General features: G+C 60.6%; 29 protein-coding genes and 1 pseudogene. 28 read left to right on the top strand and 2 right to left on the bottom strand.

The window, feature by feature from the left end:
* Positions 1-10 precede the first annotated feature (10 nt).
* From ABDB81_RS05190 to ABDB81_RS05135, 12 genes and pseudogenes are all read left to right on the top strand, one after another.
* Positions 11-208: a hypothetical protein gene (locus ABDB81_RS05190; RefSeq protein WP_346810080.1), complete on the top strand. Its 198-nt coding sequence runs from the start codon at positions 11-13 to the stop codon at positions 206-208.
* A 5-nt stretch (positions 209-213) separates the two neighbouring features.
* Complete coding sequence (locus ABDB81_RS05185) at positions 214-735, top strand: DUF1367 family protein (RefSeq protein WP_346810079.1); 522 nt, start codon at positions 214-216, stop codon at positions 733-735.
* On the top strand, positions 732-1172 hold the full coding sequence (locus tag ABDB81_RS05180) for an XF1762 family protein (RefSeq protein WP_346810077.1): 441 nt from the start codon (positions 732-734) through the stop codon (positions 1170-1172). Before ABDB81_RS05185 ends, ABDB81_RS05180 begins: the two co-directional genes overlap by 4 nt.
* On the top strand, positions 1169-1453 hold the full coding sequence (locus ABDB81_RS05175; RefSeq protein WP_346810075.1) for a hypothetical protein: 285 nt from the start codon (positions 1169-1171) through the stop codon (positions 1451-1453). The genes ABDB81_RS05180 and ABDB81_RS05175 overlap by 4 nt, the downstream gene beginning before the upstream one ends.
* A gap of 27 nt (positions 1454-1480) precedes the next feature.
* Positions 1481-2002: a hypothetical protein gene (locus ABDB81_RS05170; RefSeq protein WP_346810073.1), complete on the top strand. Its 522-nt coding sequence runs from the start codon at positions 1481-1483 to the stop codon at positions 2000-2002.
* 76 nt (positions 2003-2078) lie between these two features.
* A complete protein-coding gene (locus tag ABDB81_RS05165; RefSeq protein ID WP_346810072.1) occupies positions 2079-2390 on the top strand; it encodes a hypothetical protein in 312 nt (103 codons plus the stop codon).
* 20 nt (positions 2391-2410) lie between these two features.
* Entirely contained in the window at positions 2411-3091 is a 681-nt protein-coding gene (locus ABDB81_RS05160) for a hypothetical protein (protein ID WP_346810070.1), read from the top strand.
* Positions 3092-3163: 72 nt separating this feature from the next.
* Complete coding sequence (locus ABDB81_RS05155; RefSeq protein ID WP_346810069.1) at positions 3164-3523, top strand: DUF1566 domain-containing protein; 360 nt, start codon at positions 3164-3166, stop codon at positions 3521-3523.
* 30 nt (positions 3524-3553) lie between these two features.
* A complete protein-coding gene (locus ABDB81_RS05150; protein WP_346810067.1) occupies positions 3554-4015 on the top strand; it encodes a DUF1566 domain-containing protein in 462 nt (153 codons plus the stop codon).
* Between the two features lie 14 nt (positions 4016-4029).
* A complete protein-coding gene (locus ABDB81_RS05145) occupies positions 4030-4404 on the top strand; it encodes a four helix bundle protein (protein WP_346810065.1) in 375 nt (124 codons plus the stop codon).
* 337 nt (positions 4405-4741) lie between these two features.
* Entirely contained in the window at positions 4742-5752 is a 1011-nt protein-coding gene (locus ABDB81_RS05140; protein WP_346810287.1) for an RNA-directed DNA polymerase, read from the top strand.
* Positions 5749-6198 (top strand): annotated as a pseudogene (locus tag ABDB81_RS05135) (zinc-finger-containing protein). The gene ABDB81_RS05140 and the pseudogene ABDB81_RS05135 overlap by 4 nt, the downstream one beginning before the upstream one ends.
* Here ABDB81_RS05135 and ABDB81_RS05130 read toward each other — a convergent pair.
* Both ABDB81_RS05130 and ABDB81_RS05125 read right to left on the bottom strand, forming a co-directional pair.
* On the bottom strand, positions 6182-6862 hold the full coding sequence (locus ABDB81_RS05130; RefSeq protein ID WP_346810063.1) for a hypothetical protein: 681 nt from the start codon (positions 6860-6862) through the stop codon (positions 6182-6184). The pseudogene ABDB81_RS05135 and the gene ABDB81_RS05130 sit on opposite strands and share 17 nt — an antisense overlap.
* 2 nt (positions 6863-6864) lie before the next feature.
* Positions 6865-7392, bottom strand: coding sequence for a hypothetical protein (locus ABDB81_RS05125; protein ID WP_346810062.1), 528 nt, complete (start codon positions 7390-7392; stop codon positions 6865-6867).
* Between the two features lie 516 nt (positions 7393-7908).
* On the opposite strand from ABDB81_RS05125, the gene ABDB81_RS05120 reads away from it, so the two are divergent.
* The 16 genes from ABDB81_RS05120 to ABDB81_RS05045 all read left to right on the top strand — a co-directional run.
* Entirely contained in the window at positions 7909-8628 is a 720-nt protein-coding gene (locus ABDB81_RS05120) for a Bro-N domain-containing protein (protein ID WP_346810060.1), read from the top strand.
* A 110-nt stretch (positions 8629-8738) separates the two neighbouring features.
* Positions 8739-9797 carry a hypothetical protein gene (locus ABDB81_RS05115; protein ID WP_346810058.1) on the top strand — a complete coding sequence of 353 codons (1059 nt, stop codon included), beginning with the start codon at positions 8739-8741 and terminating at the stop codon, positions 9795-9797.
* Positions 9784-11439 carry a YqaJ viral recombinase family protein gene (locus ABDB81_RS05110; protein ID WP_346810057.1) on the top strand — a complete coding sequence of 552 codons (1656 nt, stop codon included), beginning with the start codon at positions 9784-9786 and terminating at the stop codon, positions 11437-11439. Before ABDB81_RS05115 ends, ABDB81_RS05110 begins: the two co-directional genes overlap by 14 nt.
* Before the next feature lie 25 nt (positions 11440-11464).
* Positions 11465-12088, top strand: coding sequence for a hypothetical protein (locus tag ABDB81_RS05105; RefSeq protein ID WP_346810055.1), 624 nt, complete (start codon positions 11465-11467; stop codon positions 12086-12088).
* A 9-nt stretch (positions 12089-12097) separates the two neighbouring features.
* On the top strand, positions 12098-12397 hold the full coding sequence (locus ABDB81_RS05100; RefSeq protein ID WP_346810053.1) for a hypothetical protein: 300 nt from the start codon (positions 12098-12100) through the stop codon (positions 12395-12397).
* Positions 12398-12523: 126 nt separating this feature from the next.
* Positions 12524-12661: a hypothetical protein gene (locus tag ABDB81_RS05095; protein ID WP_346810052.1), complete on the top strand. Its 138-nt coding sequence runs from the start codon at positions 12524-12526 to the stop codon at positions 12659-12661.
* A gap of 2 nt (positions 12662-12663) precedes the next feature.
* On the top strand, positions 12664-13188 hold the full coding sequence (locus ABDB81_RS05090; RefSeq protein WP_346810050.1) for a hypothetical protein: 525 nt from the start codon (positions 12664-12666) through the stop codon (positions 13186-13188).
* 3 nt (positions 13189-13191) lie between these two features.
* A complete protein-coding gene (locus ABDB81_RS05085; protein WP_346810049.1) occupies positions 13192-13656 on the top strand; it encodes a hypothetical protein in 465 nt (154 codons plus the stop codon).
* A gap of 151 nt (positions 13657-13807) precedes the next feature.
* Entirely contained in the window at positions 13808-15010 is a 1203-nt protein-coding gene (locus ABDB81_RS05080) for a site-specific integrase (protein ID WP_346810047.1), read from the top strand.
* Positions 15011-15096: 86 nt separating this feature from the next.
* Positions 15097-15276: a hypothetical protein gene (locus ABDB81_RS05075; protein ID WP_346810045.1), complete on the top strand. Its 180-nt coding sequence runs from the start codon at positions 15097-15099 to the stop codon at positions 15274-15276.
* Positions 15273-15512: a hypothetical protein gene (locus tag ABDB81_RS05070; RefSeq protein WP_346810044.1), complete on the top strand. Its 240-nt coding sequence runs from the start codon at positions 15273-15275 to the stop codon at positions 15510-15512. Before ABDB81_RS05075 ends, ABDB81_RS05070 begins: the two co-directional genes overlap by 4 nt.
* Positions 15509-15772 carry a hypothetical protein gene (locus ABDB81_RS05065; RefSeq protein WP_346810042.1) on the top strand — a complete coding sequence of 88 codons (264 nt, stop codon included), beginning with the start codon at positions 15509-15511 and terminating at the stop codon, positions 15770-15772. The genes ABDB81_RS05070 and ABDB81_RS05065 overlap by 4 nt, the downstream gene beginning before the upstream one ends.
* A 5-nt stretch (positions 15773-15777) precedes the next feature.
* Positions 15778-15903 (top strand): hypothetical protein, encoded by a 126-nt coding sequence (locus ABDB81_RS05060; RefSeq protein WP_346810040.1) that lies wholly within the window; start codon positions 15778-15780, stop codon positions 15901-15903.
* A 27-nt stretch (positions 15904-15930) separates the two neighbouring features.
* Positions 15931-16173 (top strand): KTSC domain-containing protein, encoded by a 243-nt coding sequence (locus tag ABDB81_RS05055; protein ID WP_346810284.1) that lies wholly within the window; start codon positions 15931-15933, stop codon positions 16171-16173.
* A 221-nt stretch (positions 16174-16394) separates the two neighbouring features.
* Positions 16395-17285 (top strand): hypothetical protein, encoded by an 891-nt coding sequence (locus ABDB81_RS05050; protein ID WP_346810038.1) that lies wholly within the window; start codon positions 16395-16397, stop codon positions 17283-17285.
* A gap of 83 nt (positions 17286-17368) precedes the next feature.
* Positions 17369-18027: hypothetical protein (locus tag ABDB81_RS05045; RefSeq protein ID WP_346810037.1), on the top strand; the 659-nt coding region annotated here is incomplete at its 3' end.

Here is an 18027-nt window from a genome sequence, read left to right as displayed (position 1 = left end):
AAGGAGAGTCATGGATGCACTGCATGTAGTAATCGCGGCGCTCGTTGCTACGTTCACCATCGGCATCATCGTTGGCTGGATGGTGCGAGGCTTCGCTGAAACGGCGAAGTCTGATGCAAGCGGTGAGGTTGAACGCTACGACATCAGACAGCCGGACGAACGCCACGAATGGCGCAGCAACAGCGCTAAGGCGCCGCGCGTCGAGTAAGCGCCATGAGTGAAATCACCCTCGTGCGCATGCCGACGGCCGAGATCTCGCAGCCGGATCGAGAGGCCGCGCGCCGTGTCCTATTCGGCGCGGTGGACGGCCTCGGCGAGAAGGGCAAGAAGCAATGGCGGCGTTTCGTCAACGGGCTGTTCAACATGGAGCCCGGCGAGATCGTCGAAATCGTCACGCACAAGGCGCGCAGCGGCCCATTCCATCGCTTTCATATGGCGCTGGAGCAGCGCGTGTTCGAAGCGCAGGAGCGCATCACCGACTTCGAACAGTTCCGCCTGTGGCTGAAGCTCGGCGCCGGGCACGTCGACTGGATGCCGGGGCCGAAGGGTGGCGTTTTTCCGGTACCGCGCTCGATCTCGTACGCGAAGCTGGAAGACGACGACATGCGTGACTTTCACCAGGCGGCCGTCGCCTTCCTCCGCACGCCGCACGCGCAGCGCTACCTCTGGCCAGCGCTGAAGCCTGGCGCGGCCGAGGAGGCGGTCGAGGCAGTGCTCGCGGAGTTCGAGCGATGAGCCTGCGCATCGTCCCGATCAGCTTCGCCGAGGCGAATGAATTCGTCGCGGCGAACCACCGCCACCACAAGCCGGTCACCGGCACCAAGTTCTGCGTTGCGGTGGCAGACACGGCGCGCGTAGTGGGCGTGGCCATGGTGGGGCGGCCGGTCGCGCGCGCACTCGACGATGGCTGGACCTTGGAAGTGAACCGGGTCTGCACAGACGGAACTCGCAATGCCTGCTCGAAGCTCTATGCAGCCGCTTGGCGCGCGGCGCGTGCTCTGGGGTATCGCAAGTTGATCACTTACACCCTCCCCGAGGAAGGTGGTGCATCGCTGCGCGCAGCTGGCTGGCGCGTAGTTGCGGAGACTGCTGGCGGCTCATGGAATTGCCCAAGCCGGCCCCGAGTCGACATGCACCCCACTCAGGGAAAACTCCGGTGGGAGGCCGCATGAGCAAAACCGCCACGAAAGCCGAGTCGCGGCACATCGATCGCGTCAAGAATATGGATTGCTCCGTCTGCGGTGCAGCCGGGCCCAGCGACGCACACCACATCCTCGAAGGTCGAACGCCGGGCCGCAAGAGCCCGAATTTCTGCGTGATCCCACTGTGCAAAGACTGCCATCAAGGCAGCTTCAACGGAATCCACGGGCAGCGCCGCATGTGGGAAGTGATGAAGTTGAGTGAACTCGACTGCCTCGCCTGGACTATTCAGCAACTTTACGGCGCCCGCTGAACGCCAATACAACGACCGGGAGAGAACATGAAGGCTTTTCGGGACACGGATGCCGTACTGCGCTGGGCCTATGCCCTGCCCCAACAACCGATCTGCAAGGTGTCAGACGCCCAGCGCGCAATGGCCGGCGCCAGCGCGACAAACAAGAGCGCCGACGGCGATCTAACCATTCAGGACCAGCACGCCCAGGCGGCCATGATTCGTGGCCACGTAGAAGGCTTGCCGGAACTGCTCAGCGCCTATGGATGGGCTGCCTACTCGTGGGAGGACAGAGAACGGAAGGCCGGGAACCACGTCCTGGACAACCATCTCGCGACCTCCACCGGCATCCGTAACAACCGCATGCGGTTTCTGTTGATGCGTCGGCACATCGAATTCGGCCAAGCGCGCTGCATGTCCTGCGAACGCATCGCCGAGAAAATCGGCGTCCACAAGCGGACCATCCAGCGGTACGAGCCGACCGTGAAATCGGCAATGCAGGCCGTGACGGCGCGTTTCTTTGACGAACTCGACCCGTACTTCGCGAGAGCGGGACTGATCACCTTGTGATTTCTTTTGCTAATGTTCTTGCACACATGTTATCCGTTTGCTACAGTGTGCACATACGTTAGCAAACAGATAAGCCATGAACCGAACCGACAACCACTTCGAAGCAGCAGCAGACCGCGCTTTCGCAGCCAATCAGGCTGTCGACCGGTTCTACGCCGAGCAGACCGAGGACGAGGTGCACCTGATCAACGTCCAGTTGGCCAAGGGCGACGCGGCGGCAATCCAGACTATCGCTGACGAGTTCCAGGGCGCGGCGACCACTGTCCCGGCCATCGTGGCCGCGTGGGCGCGCAAGGACAGCGCCGAAGTGCTGCGCCTGGTCGACGAGGCCATGCGCACAGCTGTGCAAGACGTAGCGGCCTTCAGGGCCGAGCAGATCAATCCCTGAGACACCTAGGAGAAGACGACGTGAAAAAAGGTCTCATTCTTGCGGTCCTCGCGAGCCTCATCGCGTCCACCACGACGGTTCAGGCCGTGGATTTCGAGATCGGCGCCGGGGTCGCGCAGTACACCACGCGCGGCGATGGTACTTGGTATCAAGATGGTTTCGCGCACAAGCTGGAACTGCGCGCCCCGGCCGTCGAAATCGGTCTGACCGACACGTTTGTTACGCGCGGTCGGTGGGGGCTGGATTGGCACGTTGGCGGCGTCTACCTGGGGAATGTCCATTCCGACGCGTGGGCGACGCCGCTTGACAGCAATTACAGCGCGCAAACCAAGTCATGTGTAGGTGAGTGCTACCACATGAGTCGGTACGTAGCGAACGGACATTCGATCGGCGCAAAGTTGACGCTGGAGCCGACCTACACGTTCAACGGTTGGCGCTTTGGTGTCGAAGCCGGCGCATACGTGTATCGCCCGACTTGGCACGCGACGATTTACGACGTGCCGCCCTGCAAGGCTTGTCAAGGTCAGACGCTGACCGCCTCGTCGCCGTCGACGATCCAATTTGCGCCGGTTGTCGGCGTCTCGATTGGCCGCAACGGCTTCAGCCTTGCCCTGATGCACTACTTCAACAAGACCCGCAACGACCCGCAGTTCGCGATCTGGAAGAGCACCAGCACGCTGATGCTCAAGTACCGCTTCTAACCCCACCCCCCTTTTTGCGGCGCCCTACTCCCCCCGCGGGCGTCGCCTTTTCTTTCACGCAAGGAGAAACGCATGCAGCAAATTCAACGCCCGCCGCTTTCCGAAGGCGAAATCTACGTCGGTGCCATCGGCGACGCCAATGGCGACTTCTACCACCTCATCCTGCTTGCTGGCGATAGCGAAGATGCGACGTGGCAAGCCCAGATGGAATGGGCTAAGTCGATCGGCGGCGACCTCCCTACCCGCGTCGAGCAGACCATGCTGTGGGCCAACTTCCGCGACCAGTTCCAGAAGGATTGGTACTGGAGCAATGAGGTCCACCACCGCGAATCCGGCTGGGCTTGGTATCAGGGCTTCGGCTACGGCGGCCAGCACAGCCGCAGCCAGAACCACGAGTTGCGCGCCCGAGCCGTCCGCAGGTTGCCCATTTAACCCTTCATCCATTTCACAAGGAGTCCAGAAATGACGATCACGCTTGACGCAATCAAGACCGAGCACGCCAGACTCGGCGACATGATCTCGGCATTCGAGAAGCAGGCCGCCAGCGAGTTTGTTATCGGCGGCACCACCATCAAACTCAACCCTGGCGAACGATATGCCGGCATCGCTCTCGACGAGAGCGGCGCGTTCAGCCATCACCTAATCCTCCTGCCTGGAGAAGCAGAAGACGTGAGTTGGCCTGATGCCTGCAAATGGGCTGACGAGCAACTTGGCGGCCTGCCGACTCGCCGCGAACAAGCGCTGTTGTTCGCAAATCTCAAGAGCGAGTTCGAGGAAGGCGCCTACTGGTCTGGAGAGATTCGCGCCGGCAACTCCGGCTGGGCTTGGTATCAGTACTTCGACGACGGCTTCCAGAACCGCAACTTCCAGGGCCTCGAGTTGCGCGCCCGAGCCGTCCGCAGGTTTATTCCTTCAGTAATTTAACCATTTGAACCGCCGTGGCTCTGCACACCCAACTTCCGATCTACAAGGCGGCATACAGTCTTTTGGATGTTGTCACCGATTTGGTCAAGAACATGGCCCGCGATTTCAAACGCAACATCGGCGAGAAGATCAACGTCGAGTGCATTGAGATCATGACGCTGGTGTTCCGTGCCAACGTGGCAACCGACAAGTCGCCACACCTGGAAGAATTGCTTGAACGCCTCCAGGTGATCGAATTGCTTCTGCGCCTTTGTATGGACAAGCGACTGATCTCGAGGCAGGGGTATGCCAACGCGATCGAGCTAACCACCGGGATTGGGAAACAGGCCAACGGCTGGAAAAAGTTCGCAAATCGCCCGCTTCATGGAGGTCAAGGCCGTCATGACTGAGCGATCTTTCAACCTGGTCGTGCCGCTGGCTCACGAGGCCACCGCCATGCGCACAACGGAAACCGGTCGCCAGAGTGCGATGAGGTCCGGCGCAGTTTCCCGACTGAGCAATCGGACGGGCGACGTAGATAGCACGAACATTCCGGCTGGGCTTGGTATCAGAACTTCAACAACGGCAACCAGAACAACAACAACCAGAACAACGAGTTGCGCGCCCGAGCCGTCCGCAGGTTGGAACGAAAGCGCCCCCTTTTCTTTCATCGAGCTTGTCGAAGCCTATCTCGACTGCCGGCGCACGAAGCGCAGCAGTTCGAGTGCTCTCGCCTTCGAATTCAATCTGGAGAGCAATCTACGCAGCCTATACGACGAACTGTCCGGCGGCGGATACATTCCGGGCCGGTCGAAGTGCTTCGTCATCACGCGACCGAAGCCGCGCGAGGTGTGGGCAGCAGAATTCCGCGACCGTATCGTTCACCACCTCCTGTACAACCGCATCGGACCTCGGTTCGAGCGATCTTTCATCGCCGACACTTGCGCCTGCATCAAAGGGCGCGGCACGCTGTACGCCGCAAAGCGGCTCGAAGGAAAGGTGCGATCGATCACGCAGAACTGGTCACGGCCCGCGTTCTACCTGAAGTGCGACCTCGCCAACTTCTTCGTCAGCATAGACAAGCGCGTCTTGCGCGAGTTGCTGTTCGCGAAGATCTCCGAGCCATTCTGGCGCGCGTTGACCGAGATCGTGCTGATGCACGATCCACGGGAAGACTTCGCCTACCGAGGCGACCCAGCAATGCTGAATCTGGTGCCGCCGCACAAACGGCTGATGGAGCAACCCGCGCATCTCGGGTTACCGATCGGCAATCTCAGTAGCCAGTTCTTTGCGAACGTCTACCTTGACGTCCTAGATCAGCACGTGAAGCATGGAATCGGCGCTCGCCACTACATCAGGTACGTGGACGACTTCGTATTGCTGCATGAGTCTCCGCAATGGCTAAACGCTGCACTCTCTGACATCGAAGCATTCCTGCCGGCACGGCTTAACGCCCGCTTGAATCCGTCCAAGACGATCCTGCAACCAATCGACCGCGGCATCGACTTTGTCGGTCAAGTGATCAGGCCATGGGCGCGGCATACGCGGCCACGGACGATGAATGTCGGCAAGCAACGGCTAGCGCAGATGCCCGATAGCGATGTCTTCGCTGCAGCAAACAGCTATCTAGGGCTGTCCAGGCAGGCGACGTCCAGTCACGTCGCGCGCGTACGACTCGCGAAGATCATTCGTAGCCGGGGACATGCTGTTGATTTCGGTCTGACCAAGGCATACCGAGCACGGAAAAAGACCATATGACAGCCCTCTCGCCCTCGAACCCCTGCCCGAAAGCGGTCGCTCGCGTCAAAAGCCCGCTTCCCGTACCGACGCACTGCCCGTACTGCGGCGCCCGTGTCTCGATCGTCAACAACAGCGAGATATACGGCAAGCCGTTCGGGGAATGGCCATGGGCATTCCTGTGTGGCAACCGACTTTGCGGCGCGTACGTCGGTCTACACCCGTTCACGAACATTCCGCTCGGGACGCTGGCCGATGGGCCGACGCGGGAAGCGCGCGGCCAGGCAAAACAGGTCTTCAACCCGATCTGGTAGAGCGGGCACATGACGCGGACGGAGGCTTACAAGTGGCTGGCCGGGCAACTTGGCATCGCCAGCGTCGACGAATGCCACATCGGGCATTTTGATGTGGCGGAGTGCCAGCGCGTGGTAGGTGTCTGCTTGGAACTTGCTAGGAGAGCGACTTAGTCTTGATGCGCCCCTCCTCAAGGAGGGACTGCATTCGCTTCGCAGCTAACGTACCAAGCGCGTTTCTGAGGGCATCGTGCACTGGAACTCGTTCCTCGAACCCCTTCATCGTGATTGCTACCGCCGCGCAACTCTTCTCGTAATTCTCAGGCCCCTTTAGCTTGCCATGTTCAATGCTCCGAATCATTCCCCAGATATAGGTTTCTCGGCAGTGCTTGTCGTACGCCTCCAACGCTTCCGAAAACTCTGAAAAATACAGGTCAGAAAGCGCGCGGAGTCGGGTCATTTCGGGGGTATCAACTCCTTTAGCTTCACCGATTGATGCCTTGCGGAGATACATGGATAAGGCAGTACTTGAAGACCATAGGTTTTCCGTGAATTCCTCCAATTTGGTACGTAAGAGCGCATTCACTTCCCTAGCCTTCCACTCGGAATGACCAATCTCAGTCTTGATCTCCTCGGTCAGCCTTGTCGTCTGGTGCAGTTGCCGCTTCAGCTCTTCGAAATCATCACGTGTCGCAAGGTTCTCCGCGCGACGTTTGATGTATGCCCCGGCGAAAGCTGCAAGGAATGAAGATGCCAGGAACAGCAGCCAGTAGAGCCAGTTCTCGGCGATCCGGCGGGACACGATCTCGGTGACGAAGGCTTGGGTGGTGCCATCCATGATTAAAGGCGCCCCTCATACACCCGCGCACTGATGACGCGATCGCCCTGTATATCGTAGGAGCAGATGTACTTCATGTCCTGGTAGGCCCCGAAGCCGTTTTGAAATTGAATGCGGTCCCCAATGAATGCGATCCGTCCAGCCGGCTCATCCTCCCAGGCAGCTCGTGGAAAACGCGTTTCCGTCGGTGTGTCCTTCCATCGGAAACTAAACTTCGAATAGCGTTCGATCGCTTGCGAACACGGCACGCTGGCTTGCTCGATGAAACGAGCGCCCCAGCAATTGGGGTTCTCTTTACATGCTGCCTCGTCGGCGGCGAGTTGCGCTGCCTTTTCGGCTCGCCTCGCTGCTTCGACACCGTTGTCACCGGACAGGCTGGACGCAATTAGCCCACCTCCGACGGCGGTCACTATCAGGCCCGCGCAAAATCCCAGTATCACTGCGCTTGACCGCACCCGCTTCCTGAAAAGCGCCCATGCGCAGATCAGCAAAAGCCCCAATCCCGCCGCAAAGAACAAAAAGGTCAGCATGTTCTTATCTCCCTAGCTGCAACATTCTACGATGAGGGCAATTGCGTTTCGTGTTGCTAACGTGTTAGCATAAAATGCTGCTTGACACGTGTGCGCCTCGTGGCTAACCTTTGCTCATCGCTGAGACAACAGCGATTCGGGATTGGCGTCCCGGAATTCTCAAGGCGCAACAAGCCGCGCCGCATCAGCACGCGGCTTTTTTGTTTGCGTACGCTTGGCACCCTATGGCGGGCCGGGCGAGGGGGCCGAAAGGCCCACCGGTTCCTTGAGTCCGGCACGCCAACCTCGTTCGGTCCGCCACCCCGATTGGCGTCGGGAGGGCGGTAACAGACCGCACTCAAGGAAATGCCATGCACGCATCGACTCGTCGCCCACCCTCGCGCAATCAGTTCGACCTCTTCCGCGCTATCGAATGCGCTCGCGAAGCCAGGTTTGACATCGAACATACCAAGCGTCTTTCCCAGCAGCCGGCTGCTACGGCACCCCGCTCCCGCTCTATTGGCCAGGGAGCGTGACATGTCGACACTATCTTTCCGCTTCCACGAGGGACACGACGTTCGGGTCGTCATGATCGAAGAATCTCCTTGGTTCGTCGCTTCGGATGTCTGCACGGTGCTCGACTACCGAGACGCCTTCAATGCCGTACGCATCTTAGACGCCGACGAAAAGGGTACTCACAATGTGAGTACCCTGGGCGGTGATCAGCGAGTCACGATCATCAACGAATCCGGCCTCTACGCTCTCGTCCTCCGCAGCCGCAAGCCCGAGGCCCGCCAATTCCGTAAATGGGTCACGGCTGAAGTCTTGCCCGCGATTCGCAAGACTGGCCGTTACGAAGTTCAGGCAGCGCCGGCGCCGCGGAAGATGCGAGCGCCGACCGAATTCCTGTCCCTCCCCTTCGTCGACGTCAATTCCCCTTACCGCTTCTGGTGCCTCCCGCTTGAAGGCGACTACTTTGCCGGTTACGAGAAGGGTCGCACTATGGCGCTCGCCTACTTGGCGTTCCTCAGCGCTAACACCTCGCGCAAGCCCGATAGCAGCTACATCGGCCTGATTCTCGAATCTTTCATGAAGAGGTTCCAGTTCATCAACGGAGCTGCGTTCGTCGATGCTCCGATCGACCACGGGCCGTTGGACTTCTACATCCTCAAAGGCCACTACTGCGGCTTCTTCGGAACGCTGGGCCATGCGGCTTGGCTGACCGCCCGCAGCAGCGCGATAAACCAACTCCACTGACGAAATCCGGCGCCGCCCCAACCACGGCGGCGCAGAATATCTCTTGCGCACTCATTATTCTTTTGCTAACGTATGTGCATGCACGTTAGCAACCAACCAGCGAGGAGAAGATGACTACAGGAACCGCCCTGGCTACCCGTAACGAATTCGGGTCCCAATCCACCACCCATGCACTGGTCGAAACCGCCTCGACCGCCGTTGCTGCACAGGCAAAGGCAATGGTCGAAGCCCGCTATGTCATGGCCATGCAACGTCCGCGCGACTGGGACCAAGTCCGTCAGACGCTCCTGCGCGAATGCCGCCGGCCGTCGTTCGCCCACAACAAGAGCGCCTACTACCGCAAGCCGATCGGCCAAGGGGTGGAGGGTCTGGGCATCCGGTTCGTCGAGGTGGCGCTGCGTTGCATGACGAACGTCTTGGTCGAGACGACCATGATCTTCGAGGACGACGGCAAGGAAGTGCACCGCGTTTCGGTCACCGATCTCGAATCGAACCTCACCTACCCGCTCGACGTACGCGTATCGAAGACGGTCGAGCGTTCCAAGCCGATGGACGATGGCAGCTTCATCTCCATGCGCAAAAACAGCTACGGCAAGGCGACCTATACCGTCCCCGCCAACGACGACGATCTGCTGAACAAGCGGGCCGCCCAGATTTCCAAAGCCATTCGGACCCTCGGCCTGCGCATCATCCCTGGTGATATGCAGGACGAGGCCGAGGAGATCATCAAGGCCGTGCGCATGGACGAAGCTGCCCGCGATCCCGATTCCGAGCGCAAGAAGATCGCCGACGCCTTTGCCGGCATCGGTGTCAAGGCTTCCGACCTGGTTGCCTATCTCGGCCACGCCCTCGACAACTGCTCGCCGACCGAGCTTGTTGACCTGCGCGGCATCTACGGCGCCATCAAGGACGGCGAAGCCACCTGGAAGTCGGTAATGGACAACAAGGCGGAGCAGAGCGCCGGCAGCGGCGACGCTCCTAAGACGGAAGGCAAGGTTATCCCGCCTTGCAGCGAAGAGGACTTTAAGAACAAGTCCCCGGAATGGCGAAAGCTGATCATTGAAAAGAAGAAGGGCCCGTCCGAGCTCATCGCGATGATCGAGACCAAGATGAAGCTCTCCGAAGGCCAAAAGCTCGCGATCGACGCCTGGAGCCATGAAAATGACTGAACGCGAAACGCATTCCTTGATCCAGGGATCGGATGAGTGGAAGCAGTTCCGACTCACGAAGTTCGGCGCCAGCGAAGCCGCCGCCATGCTTGGCATTTCGACGAAGGTCAAGCGTAACGAACTGCTTCACATGAAGCACACGGGCACCCCGCAGGAGTTCAGCGACTGGGTACAGACGAACATTCTGGACTACGGCCATGAGGTCGAAGCGCTCGCTCGCCCGATCATCGAGGAAGTCATCGGCCAGGACTTGTACCCGGTGACGCGGTCTCTCGGCCTGCTGTCGGCGTCTTGTGACGGACTGACGCTCGACGACGAAACTGCCTTCGAGCACAAGCAATGGAACGAGGCGCTGGCCGCCTCGGTGCGGGGCAAGGTGTTGCCGGAAGAATTCCAGCCTCAGTGCCAGCAAATCATGCTTGTGCACGGTGCCCATCGCGTGATCTTCACAGTTTCCGACGGCACCGGCGAGAACATGGAATACATGGAGGTCCTTCCCGACCAGGCATGGCAAGAGCGCATCGTTGCCGGCTGGGCGCAGTTCGAACGGGACCTCGCCGAATACGTGCCCGTCCACATCCCCGAGAAGCCCAAGGCCGATGCGATCATGGCGCTGCCGGCGCTGGCTGTTCAGATACGCGGCGAAGTCATCACGAGCAACCTGCCAGCCTTCCGGTCTGCCGCTGAGACGTTCATCGCGAACATCAAGACCGAGCTAAAGACGGACGAGGACTTCGCGCAGGCTGACGCGACCGTCAAGTTCTGCAAGGAGGCCGAGGATAGTCTCGAACTCGCGAAGAACGCCGCCATCGCACAGACTGCAAGCATCGACGAACTGATGCGAACAGTCGACCACATCAAGGCGCAATTGCGCGACAAGCGGCTCGCGCTCGACAGGCTGGTCGAGCAGCGCAAGAAGCAGATCAAAGAAAGCGCCGTCGCGGAGCGCCGCCAGAAGTACGTCGACCACGTCGCCGCGCTGAATGCCGAACTGCGCGAGGTGAGCATCGTTGTCCAGGCACCTGACTTCGTAGGCGCGATCAAGGGCTTGAAGTCGATCGCCAGCCTTTACGACAAGCTCGACACTGCGCTGGCTAACGGCAAGATCGCCGCCGATGCCGCCGCCAAGGATTTGCGCGCCAAGTTGGATTGGTACAAGCCGCAAGCCGAGCATGCGTTCCTGTTCCGCGATCTACAGACGCTGATTCAGAAACCGGCCGAGGACTTTCAACTGGCCGTCACGACGCGGATTGCGGAGCACAAGCGGCAGGAAGACGAGAAGGAAGCAAAGCGCAAGGCGGACGAGGCGGCGCAGGCAGCAGCGGGAAACGTTGGTGGGGCGCCCACTCCTATCTCGACGTCTGCCGCTCCGGCTGCCGCTGCCGTCGACACTGGTAAGTCGACCCCGCCTTGGATCGCGTCTACCAGCACGGCTCCGACCAGCGCCCCCACGCTCCGCCTCGGTCAGATCAATGAGCGCCTGGCGCCGATCGCGCTGACTGCTGAGGGCCTAGCGACCCTCGGCTTTAAGCACGCAGCTACGGACAAGGCCGCCAAGCTGTATCACGAAGGTGATTTCGAACTCATCTGTGCTGCACTGACGCGCCACATTGAGGCCGCCCTTCACAAGCAGGCCGCCTGATCCCCTCCCCTGACAGAGAGAGACCATGGAAAGAAGAACGCCCGAGTACATCGAATGCGCGCGCGCCATCATGTTGCACCACTTTGAACAGCTTCCCCAGGACTTCAATGTGCGCGCGCTTGCCCACCGTATGCCGGAGCACAAGCCAGCCATGATCACCAACGCACTCCGCCACCTGGAAACCTCCGGGATCGTTCACGCACCCGGTGAAAAGACGTACGACGGCGCGACCGGCCGGCGCAAGGTGGCAGTAATGGTCTGGCGCAAAGGGGCTGCAACCGGCCCGCGCGCCATCGCGCGTCGCGGCGGGGAATCGCACGTCCCGCCCAGCGAGGCGCTCACCCGGCTTAAGTTGTCCTCGCCGCATGACAAGGCCAAGGAACTGCAGTTGTGCATGGCGAACAGCATCCCCTTGGAGAACATCGCGGGCGCTGGCGAGCAGCCGGTCTACTACGTGCCGCGCGCGTGGCTGGATGAGCGTGCACCTGAAGTCGCCGCCAAGCCTCAGGAGGCAGCGCATCCTTTGGTGATCGAACAGTCCTTCGAGATCCCGCCGGGGAATGTTGCCGCTCTTCTGGTGGAGGCAGTCGGCTACCTGCGGATCTTGGCAACTCACGTCCAACGCGGGCAGATCAAGTTGCCGCTGTAGGAGCCAGGCATGAACCTCACTCGACTCACCTTCCCTTTCGACGGCCATACCGTAACGGTCCTCGGCTACCACTACGCCGGCTACTCGGGCAACGCCTCGCCGCCCGAGCCTGAATCGTTCTCTGTCCATCAGGCCGAGATCGTCAAACAGGCCGATGCCGACGAACCGGTGTCCGTCGATGACCTGGACGACGACGAGCTCGCGGACGCTGCCCTGCGCGCGTGGCGTGTTCGCGAGGAAGGCTATCGCTGCGACCACGCTGACGCAATACGCGAGGACCGTTGGATGGAGTCGAGGGGCTACCTGTGAACGATAGCGCCAGACAGTATCTCGCCGGCGGCGCCTATGGTCTGGTGTTGGCTCTGCTCACTTACGCGTTTGTTCTTCGCCATATTGGCTAACACATGTGCGATTCGCACACAAATGAGAAACACCATGGATGCCAAACCTGACCTGATCGATTGGATCACCCCCGACATCTCTCTGTCCGAAGACGACGCCGCGCATGCGAAGCGCTGCCTCGGCTGCGGCGCAGAGATCGTGGACGAGGAAACGCCGCACTGCGGCCACTGATCATGGAAAGCCTGGCAACCGGTCACTGGCTGGCGGACGAGCGCGGCGACGTCGTGCACGCCCGCCTGCTGCCGGATGTCCGGCTTTCCGTGGAAGGTGAGTTCGCCTCGATCGACAAGAAGGTCGCCGCCGCGCGCTACATCGCGCACTGCCTGAATGTGGCGATCGATTCGGCGCCCGTAGACGACAACCCCGCCGAGGAGCGCATCTACATCGGCGGCGCTGGAGTCAGCCTCGCACCAGTGCCTGACGGCGTCGAGTACGTACGCGCGGACATTGCCGCGACTCTTTCCAAGATGACAGGCCAGTTGGCCGAATTGATCAATGCCATGGCAGCGGCGCACGCTGTGGAGCGAGAAAGGATTCTTGAAGCGCTCGACGCCCCTGCGCATATCGCGGTCGCGCCCGACGAGTGCAAGGGACTCGACCACGACCGCTGTTACGAGATGGGAGCCAGGCACGGGGGTACTGCCGTCCGCCTGGCCATCAAGCAAGAAGTGGCGCAAGCCATGAATCTGGAGGAGTAGGACATGACGAAGAGGAGACGTCCGGAGCCGGGCAAGACAGTCGATGGCGCTGACCGAATCAGGCGGCGCGCGGCTATCGGTGAAGAGCTTGATCGATTGTTGCAGGCAGCCGTCGAGTCCTTTACCAAGGCTGGAGCCCACGGTCTGACGCGCCCCGAGTTGGACAGGGGAATCGATATCGGTCTGTGCGGCTCGATGGCCGTCGTCAAAAGGTTGCGGGATGAAGGTCGCCTATACGTCGCGGACTGGCGAAACGGTCAGCCGGCGTATGCTCTTGGCACCCTGCCCGATATGCCAAGGCCAATCACCAAGTACGCGATGGGCTGCAGAAGCAGAAGTCGGGCCGAACTGGACAAGGACGTCGCTGAACTCGCGCGCGCGGAGATCATGAATGCCCACGCCAAGTGGGCGGCCAACTGGACCCCGCGGCGCGACCCGGCTGCTGCTTGGATCGGGGGGCCGGTATGAAGTGGGTCCGCTTGGAGAAGTACCTCGAAATGTCCGGCGAGACCCGAGACTCCGTGATGCACAAGCGCCGCGGGGGTATTTGGGCCGAGGGGCGCGAGTGGAAGACGGCCGGAGACGGCCGCATCTGGATCAACACAGAGGCGGTAGACGAATGGGTGGCAAACAGCACGCCAAATACGAAGGTATCGAAGTCCGGGACGGCGCAACGGGGTCGACGATCCGCGTCCGCTTCCAATACCGGGGCATTGAGCGCCGCGAGTCCCTGAAGTTGGAGGCGACGCCAGCCAACCTCAAATACGCCTCCCGCCTACGGGGCGAGATCTTGAACGCCATCGCGCGCGGCGATTTCGACTATGCGTCGTACTTCCCCGACAGCAAGCATGCGAAGTCGCTGACGAAGGGCACACAGAAGCGCCTGATTTTCGATGCCCTCGGCGATTTCATGAAGGACTGCGCTGCAGCGGTAGAGCGCGGTGCCATGTCCCCCAGTACGCTGCATGGCTACCGCAAGATCGTCGACAACAACCTCAAGGTGAAATGGGGTCGGTTGGCGGTGGATGAGGTTACGCCAGCCGCCCTGCGCACCTGGATCGGCGCCATGGACTGCACCGCCAAGACAGCGCGCAACGTCATTAGCCCATTGCACAGCGTTCTTCAGGACGCCCTGAATGACGGGTTGATCGAAGCGAACCCGCTCGACCGCTTGGCGCTTAACAAGATCCTCACGAGGACGAAGCGAAAATCCACCTATGAGGTGGACCCATTCTCGCTGGATGAGATCACGGCTATCCTCGCGGCCTGCGAGGGGCCGGCGCGCAACCTGTTTCAGTTCGCGTTCTGGTCCGGTCTGCGCACGTCCGAACTGATCGGCCTGCGGTGGGCGGACGTCGACTTCGACGCCGCGCTAATCCGTGTGCGCCAGGCTGTTGTCGTGCGCACGGAGAAGACGACCAAGACTGACGCCGGCACGCGGGACGTCATGATGCTGCCGAGCGCGCGAGCAGCGCTGGAGGCGCAGAAACAGTGGTCGGCGCTAATGCCGCATGGCAGGGTCTTTACCTGCCCGTGGAACGGAAAGCCCTGGACAGGTGACAAGCAGATCCGCGTCAACTGCTGGACCCACGTCCTGAAGGACGCCGAGGTCCGGTACCGGAACCCGTACCAGACGCGGCACACCTTCGCCTCAACGCTGTTGTCGAGGGGCGAAAACCCGCTCTGGGTCGCCCAGCAAATGGGCCACGTCGATACCGAAATGATCATCAAGCACTACGGGCGCTGGATCCCCGAGCACGACGCCAAGGCCGGCTACACGCCCAAAAACGCCTGGGACGAATTCGCGGCTGCCTCTAAGTAATCCGTTCGAGGGGTGCTAACACCCCTTGCACTTGCTAACGCGTGTGCTAACATGTGTGCATGTTGATAACGAATGCGAGTGGCGCGATGAACACCAACCAAGCAGCAGCCAGACAAGCCGCGCACGAGAACCTTCTGCCTGAGCTTGTCCAGGCTCTCGCCAATCTAAAACGCGCGCATGAGCGCCTTCTCGCATCGGACGCAGTCAAGTCGGACGAGATCCGCGCCGCCGATGCCGCCCTCGCCAAAGCTGGAGCGCAATCGTGATCGGAACCGGCCACACATTCACCCTCGACGCGCCATTTAACGGTCCGCATGGCGCGGTCCTCGACGGATTCCTTCGCGTGGGTTTCATCCACGACGAAGACGCCAATGAAATCGAGGTCACGGAAACCATTCTCCAAGTCGGCCCGCACCGCTTTCCCTACAACGGCGATGAGCGCCTGATCCGAGCCGAGTGCTGGGCAAAGCTGATCGTCGAAACGATGGAGTGCTCGCAATGACCGAGAAGAAAGAGACCGGCGGCCCAGCATTCGCAAAGGGCGATTACGTGCACAGGACGTGCGACCCAAACGAAAAGGTGGTTCGTGGTCATGAAGGCATGACCCTGCGCGACTACTTCGCGGCGAAGGCACTGGCAGCAATGATCAGCCAGCCCCACAAGGCCCCTGAGAACTGCGGCAAGAAAGCGGTTCCCCGCTTGGCGCAGTTCGCCTACGAGTACGCAGACGCCATGCTCGCCGCCCGCGAGTCGCAATCGTGATCGACATGGACGACCCAACCATTCGCCATATGCGCGCGAACAAGGCGCTGAAGCGCTGGACCATCGTAGTGATCTTGGTCCTTGGCGCGCTGAACCTCGCAGTCCCCTACCTCCCCAGCTTCATTCACTGACAAGGAACCACCGTGCCCCAAATCACCATGCAGGAAGTCGAGTCGTCGCAGATCCACAGCATCGGCCACGACGCCGCGACCAGCACCCTGGCAATCCGCTTCAAGAGCAAGGCCGGTGCCGGCAGCCTGTACCACTACGCCAACTTCCCGGCCGCCGAGTTCGATGCGTTCAAGAGCGCTGAATCGATCGGCGCCCACTTCGGCAAGTTCATCAAGCCGGAGGTTACCAAGTACCCCTTTACCAAGATCGAGCCGGCCACCGCCGCCTGATCACGCTCCAACCACAGGGAGTCTGCACATGGATGACTTCGTGATGATCTGCGCCGCCGGCATGTTCTTTCTGGTTGTCGGCGTGCCGTTGCTGAGCCTGCTGCGATGAACACCTTCATCTGCTGCTATTGCGGCGCCGGCGATCACACAGTCGCCGGTTGTCCGTGGACCAGATTCGCCCGGGTGCAGCTTGCCCGCCCCCTGAACTGAAGAGATTTAACATGACGAACGACAACGAAGCGCGCGGGGCGCTGACGGATGAGCGAGCGCAGACGCTATGGGACGAGGCTTGCAAAGACGGCCGCGGACGCCCTGGGTGGTCGCGCCACCTTCGATTTGCTAAGGCTGTTGCACATGAAGCAATCGCCTCGTTTCTGGATCGCACAGGCCAATACGTGACCAATGATGCGAGCCGTGAGGCAGCTATTGCTGATGCGCTATCCGACAGGCTCCCAGCGGGGGATGGGCTGACGGGCGCGCAGCAAGTCGCGCTGATGTGGGCAGCGAACACCGCCGATAATCAAGGGCTTGATCTGCACGCGTCCGAACTGCGCGCCATCCTCGCCGCCCCCCAACGCCAAACGGCGGGGGATGGGCTGACGGATGTGCAGATTGACGCGATTCTTGAACATGCCGAATCGTCGCTTGGAATGGGGCGTACAGGCTGGGGTTACATCGATGCAAGGAACATTGCCCGCGCCATACTCGCCCTCCCTCGCCAGCCTGGGGAAGTAGACGCAGGGGTGCCGGACACATTCGCACGCGCAAAGGCGATTGTCGAAACGTGGCCCGGCTGGAAGCGTGACTTCACGCTGACTCCCTATAGCGCATCGGCGCAGCAGGATGAGCGCGAGGCGGACCTGTTGGTAAAACTTGACGACGCAAAGCGGGCGATTCATTTCTGGAAAACTCAGTACCAGAATCTTGCGAACGTTCAGCAGGTGCATGCCGATGCGGGGGCGGTGGCGTACATCCCTGACGACGCGCTTGCCCGACTAACGCCGCCTTTGCTAGTTCTCGATGGCGTTCGTCTGTACCGCTACAACGGCGTTGGAACCACTGCACTCTATCTGCGCCCTGCGGCAGAGAGCGACAAGAGGGATGCATCGTGAGCAGGATCGTTTGCCAATTCTCATGCGGCGCGGCGTCGGCGGTTGCTACCAAGCTGGCCCTAGTAGAGTACGCCGGACAAGACGTGCAGATCGTCAATGCCTTTCTGAAGAACGAGCACGAAGACAACCGCCGATTCCTAGCTGATTGTGAACGGTGGTTCGGCCGGACCATCACGGTATTGCGCGACCAGAAGTTCGACGCAGACATCATCCAGGTATTCCGACGCAAGCAATTCATGAAGGGGCTTGCGGGTGCGCCGTGCTCGCGCGAATTGAAGCGGAAACTTCTGGATGGCTGGAAGCAACCCGGCGATGTGATGGTTTTCGGATACACGGCTGAAGAACAGGACCGCTTTGAAGACTTCATCGAGCGCAATCCTGACCGCCCAGTCATTGCGCCGCTGATCGAAAAGGGGCTTGGCAAGGATGACTGCAAGGCGATGATTCAGCGCGCCGGCATCGAACTTCCGCTCATGTATCGCAAGGGCTATGACAACGCCAATTGCATTGGGTGCGTGAAGGGTGGCGAGGGGTATTTCCGCGCGATCCGCGAGGACTTCCCCGCCGAGTTTGAGGCGCTGTGCCAAGTTCAGGACGAAATCGGAGAAGGCGCCTACCTGTTCCGCAACCGGAAGACGGGTGAGCGTTGCTCCCTGCGAGACATCCCGGATGGCCCCGTCCGCCGCAATGAAGCACTGCCGTCTTGCTCGTTTTTCTGCGAGATGGCTGAACAGGAGTATGC

This window comes from Cupriavidus sp. DL-D2, assembly GCF_039710735.1.
Lineage (GTDB): Bacteria > Pseudomonadota > Gammaproteobacteria > Burkholderiales > Burkholderiaceae > Cupriavidus.
This window is presented reverse-complemented; position numbering and strand designations above follow the sequence as displayed.

Excerpts from the sequence above, each read along its gene's own strand:
- ABDB81_RS05065 (WP_346810042.1), top strand. The coding sequence starts at position 15,509 with ATGACCGAGAAGAAAGAGACCGGCGGCCCAGCATTCGCAAAGGGCGAT.
- ABDB81_RS05085 (WP_346810049.1), top strand. The coding sequence starts at position 13,192 with ATGACGAAGAGGAGACGTCCGGAGCCGGGCAAGACAGTCGATGGCGCT.
- ABDB81_RS05180 (WP_346810077.1), top strand. The coding sequence starts at position 732 with ATGAGCCTGCGCATCGTCCCGATCAGCTTCGCCGAGGCGAATGAATTC.
- ABDB81_RS05130 (WP_346810063.1), bottom strand. The coding sequence starts at position 6,862 with ATGGATGGCACCACCCAAGCCTTCGTCACCGAGATCGTGTCCCGCCGG.
- ABDB81_RS05060 (WP_346810040.1), top strand. The coding sequence starts at position 15,778 with ATGGACGACCCAACCATTCGCCATATGCGCGCGAACAAGGCGCTGAAG.
- ABDB81_RS05120 (WP_346810060.1), top strand. The coding sequence starts at position 7,909 with ATGTCGACACTATCTTTCCGCTTCCACGAGGGACACGACGTTCGGGTC.
- ABDB81_RS05190 (WP_346810080.1), top strand. The coding sequence starts at position 11 with ATGGATGCACTGCATGTAGTAATCGCGGCGCTCGTTGCTACGTTCACC.
- ABDB81_RS05110 (WP_346810057.1), top strand. The coding sequence starts at position 9,784 with ATGAAAATGACTGAACGCGAAACGCATTCCTTGATCCAGGGATCGGAT.
- ABDB81_RS05115 (WP_346810058.1), top strand. The coding sequence starts at position 8,739 with ATGACTACAGGAACCGCCCTGGCTACCCGTAACGAATTCGGGTCCCAA.
- ABDB81_RS05050 (WP_346810038.1), top strand. The coding sequence starts at position 16,395 with ATGACGAACGACAACGAAGCGCGCGGGGCGCTGACGGATGAGCGAGCG.
- ABDB81_RS05095 (WP_346810052.1), top strand. The coding sequence starts at position 12,524 with ATGGATGCCAAACCTGACCTGATCGATTGGATCACCCCCGACATCTCT.
- ABDB81_RS05105 (WP_346810055.1), top strand. The coding sequence starts at position 11,465 with ATGGAAAGAAGAACGCCCGAGTACATCGAATGCGCGCGCGCCATCATG.
- ABDB81_RS05185 (WP_346810079.1), top strand. The coding sequence starts at position 214 with ATGAGTGAAATCACCCTCGTGCGCATGCCGACGGCCGAGATCTCGCAG.
- ABDB81_RS05150 (WP_346810067.1), top strand. The coding sequence starts at position 3,554 with ATGACGATCACGCTTGACGCAATCAAGACCGAGCACGCCAGACTCGGC.
- ABDB81_RS05155 (WP_346810069.1), top strand. The coding sequence starts at position 3,164 with ATGCAGCAAATTCAACGCCCGCCGCTTTCCGAAGGCGAAATCTACGTC.
- ABDB81_RS05170 (WP_346810073.1), top strand. The coding sequence starts at position 1,481 with ATGAAGGCTTTTCGGGACACGGATGCCGTACTGCGCTGGGCCTATGCC.
- ABDB81_RS05125 (WP_346810062.1), bottom strand. The coding sequence starts at position 7,392 with ATGCTGACCTTTTTGTTCTTTGCGGCGGGATTGGGGCTTTTGCTGATC.
- ABDB81_RS05055 (WP_346810284.1), top strand. The coding sequence starts at position 15,931 with ATGCAGGAAGTCGAGTCGTCGCAGATCCACAGCATCGGCCACGACGCC.
- ABDB81_RS05175 (WP_346810075.1), top strand. The coding sequence starts at position 1,169 with ATGAGCAAAACCGCCACGAAAGCCGAGTCGCGGCACATCGATCGCGTC.
- ABDB81_RS05100 (WP_346810053.1), top strand. The coding sequence starts at position 12,098 with ATGAACCTCACTCGACTCACCTTCCCTTTCGACGGCCATACCGTAACG.
- ABDB81_RS05075 (WP_346810045.1), top strand. The coding sequence starts at position 15,097 with ATGAACACCAACCAAGCAGCAGCCAGACAAGCCGCGCACGAGAACCTT.
- ABDB81_RS05165 (WP_346810072.1), top strand. The coding sequence starts at position 2,079 with ATGAACCGAACCGACAACCACTTCGAAGCAGCAGCAGACCGCGCTTTC.
- ABDB81_RS05090 (WP_346810050.1), top strand. The coding sequence starts at position 12,664 with ATGGAAAGCCTGGCAACCGGTCACTGGCTGGCGGACGAGCGCGGCGAC.
- ABDB81_RS05080 (WP_346810047.1), top strand. The coding sequence starts at position 13,808 with ATGGGTGGCAAACAGCACGCCAAATACGAAGGTATCGAAGTCCGGGAC.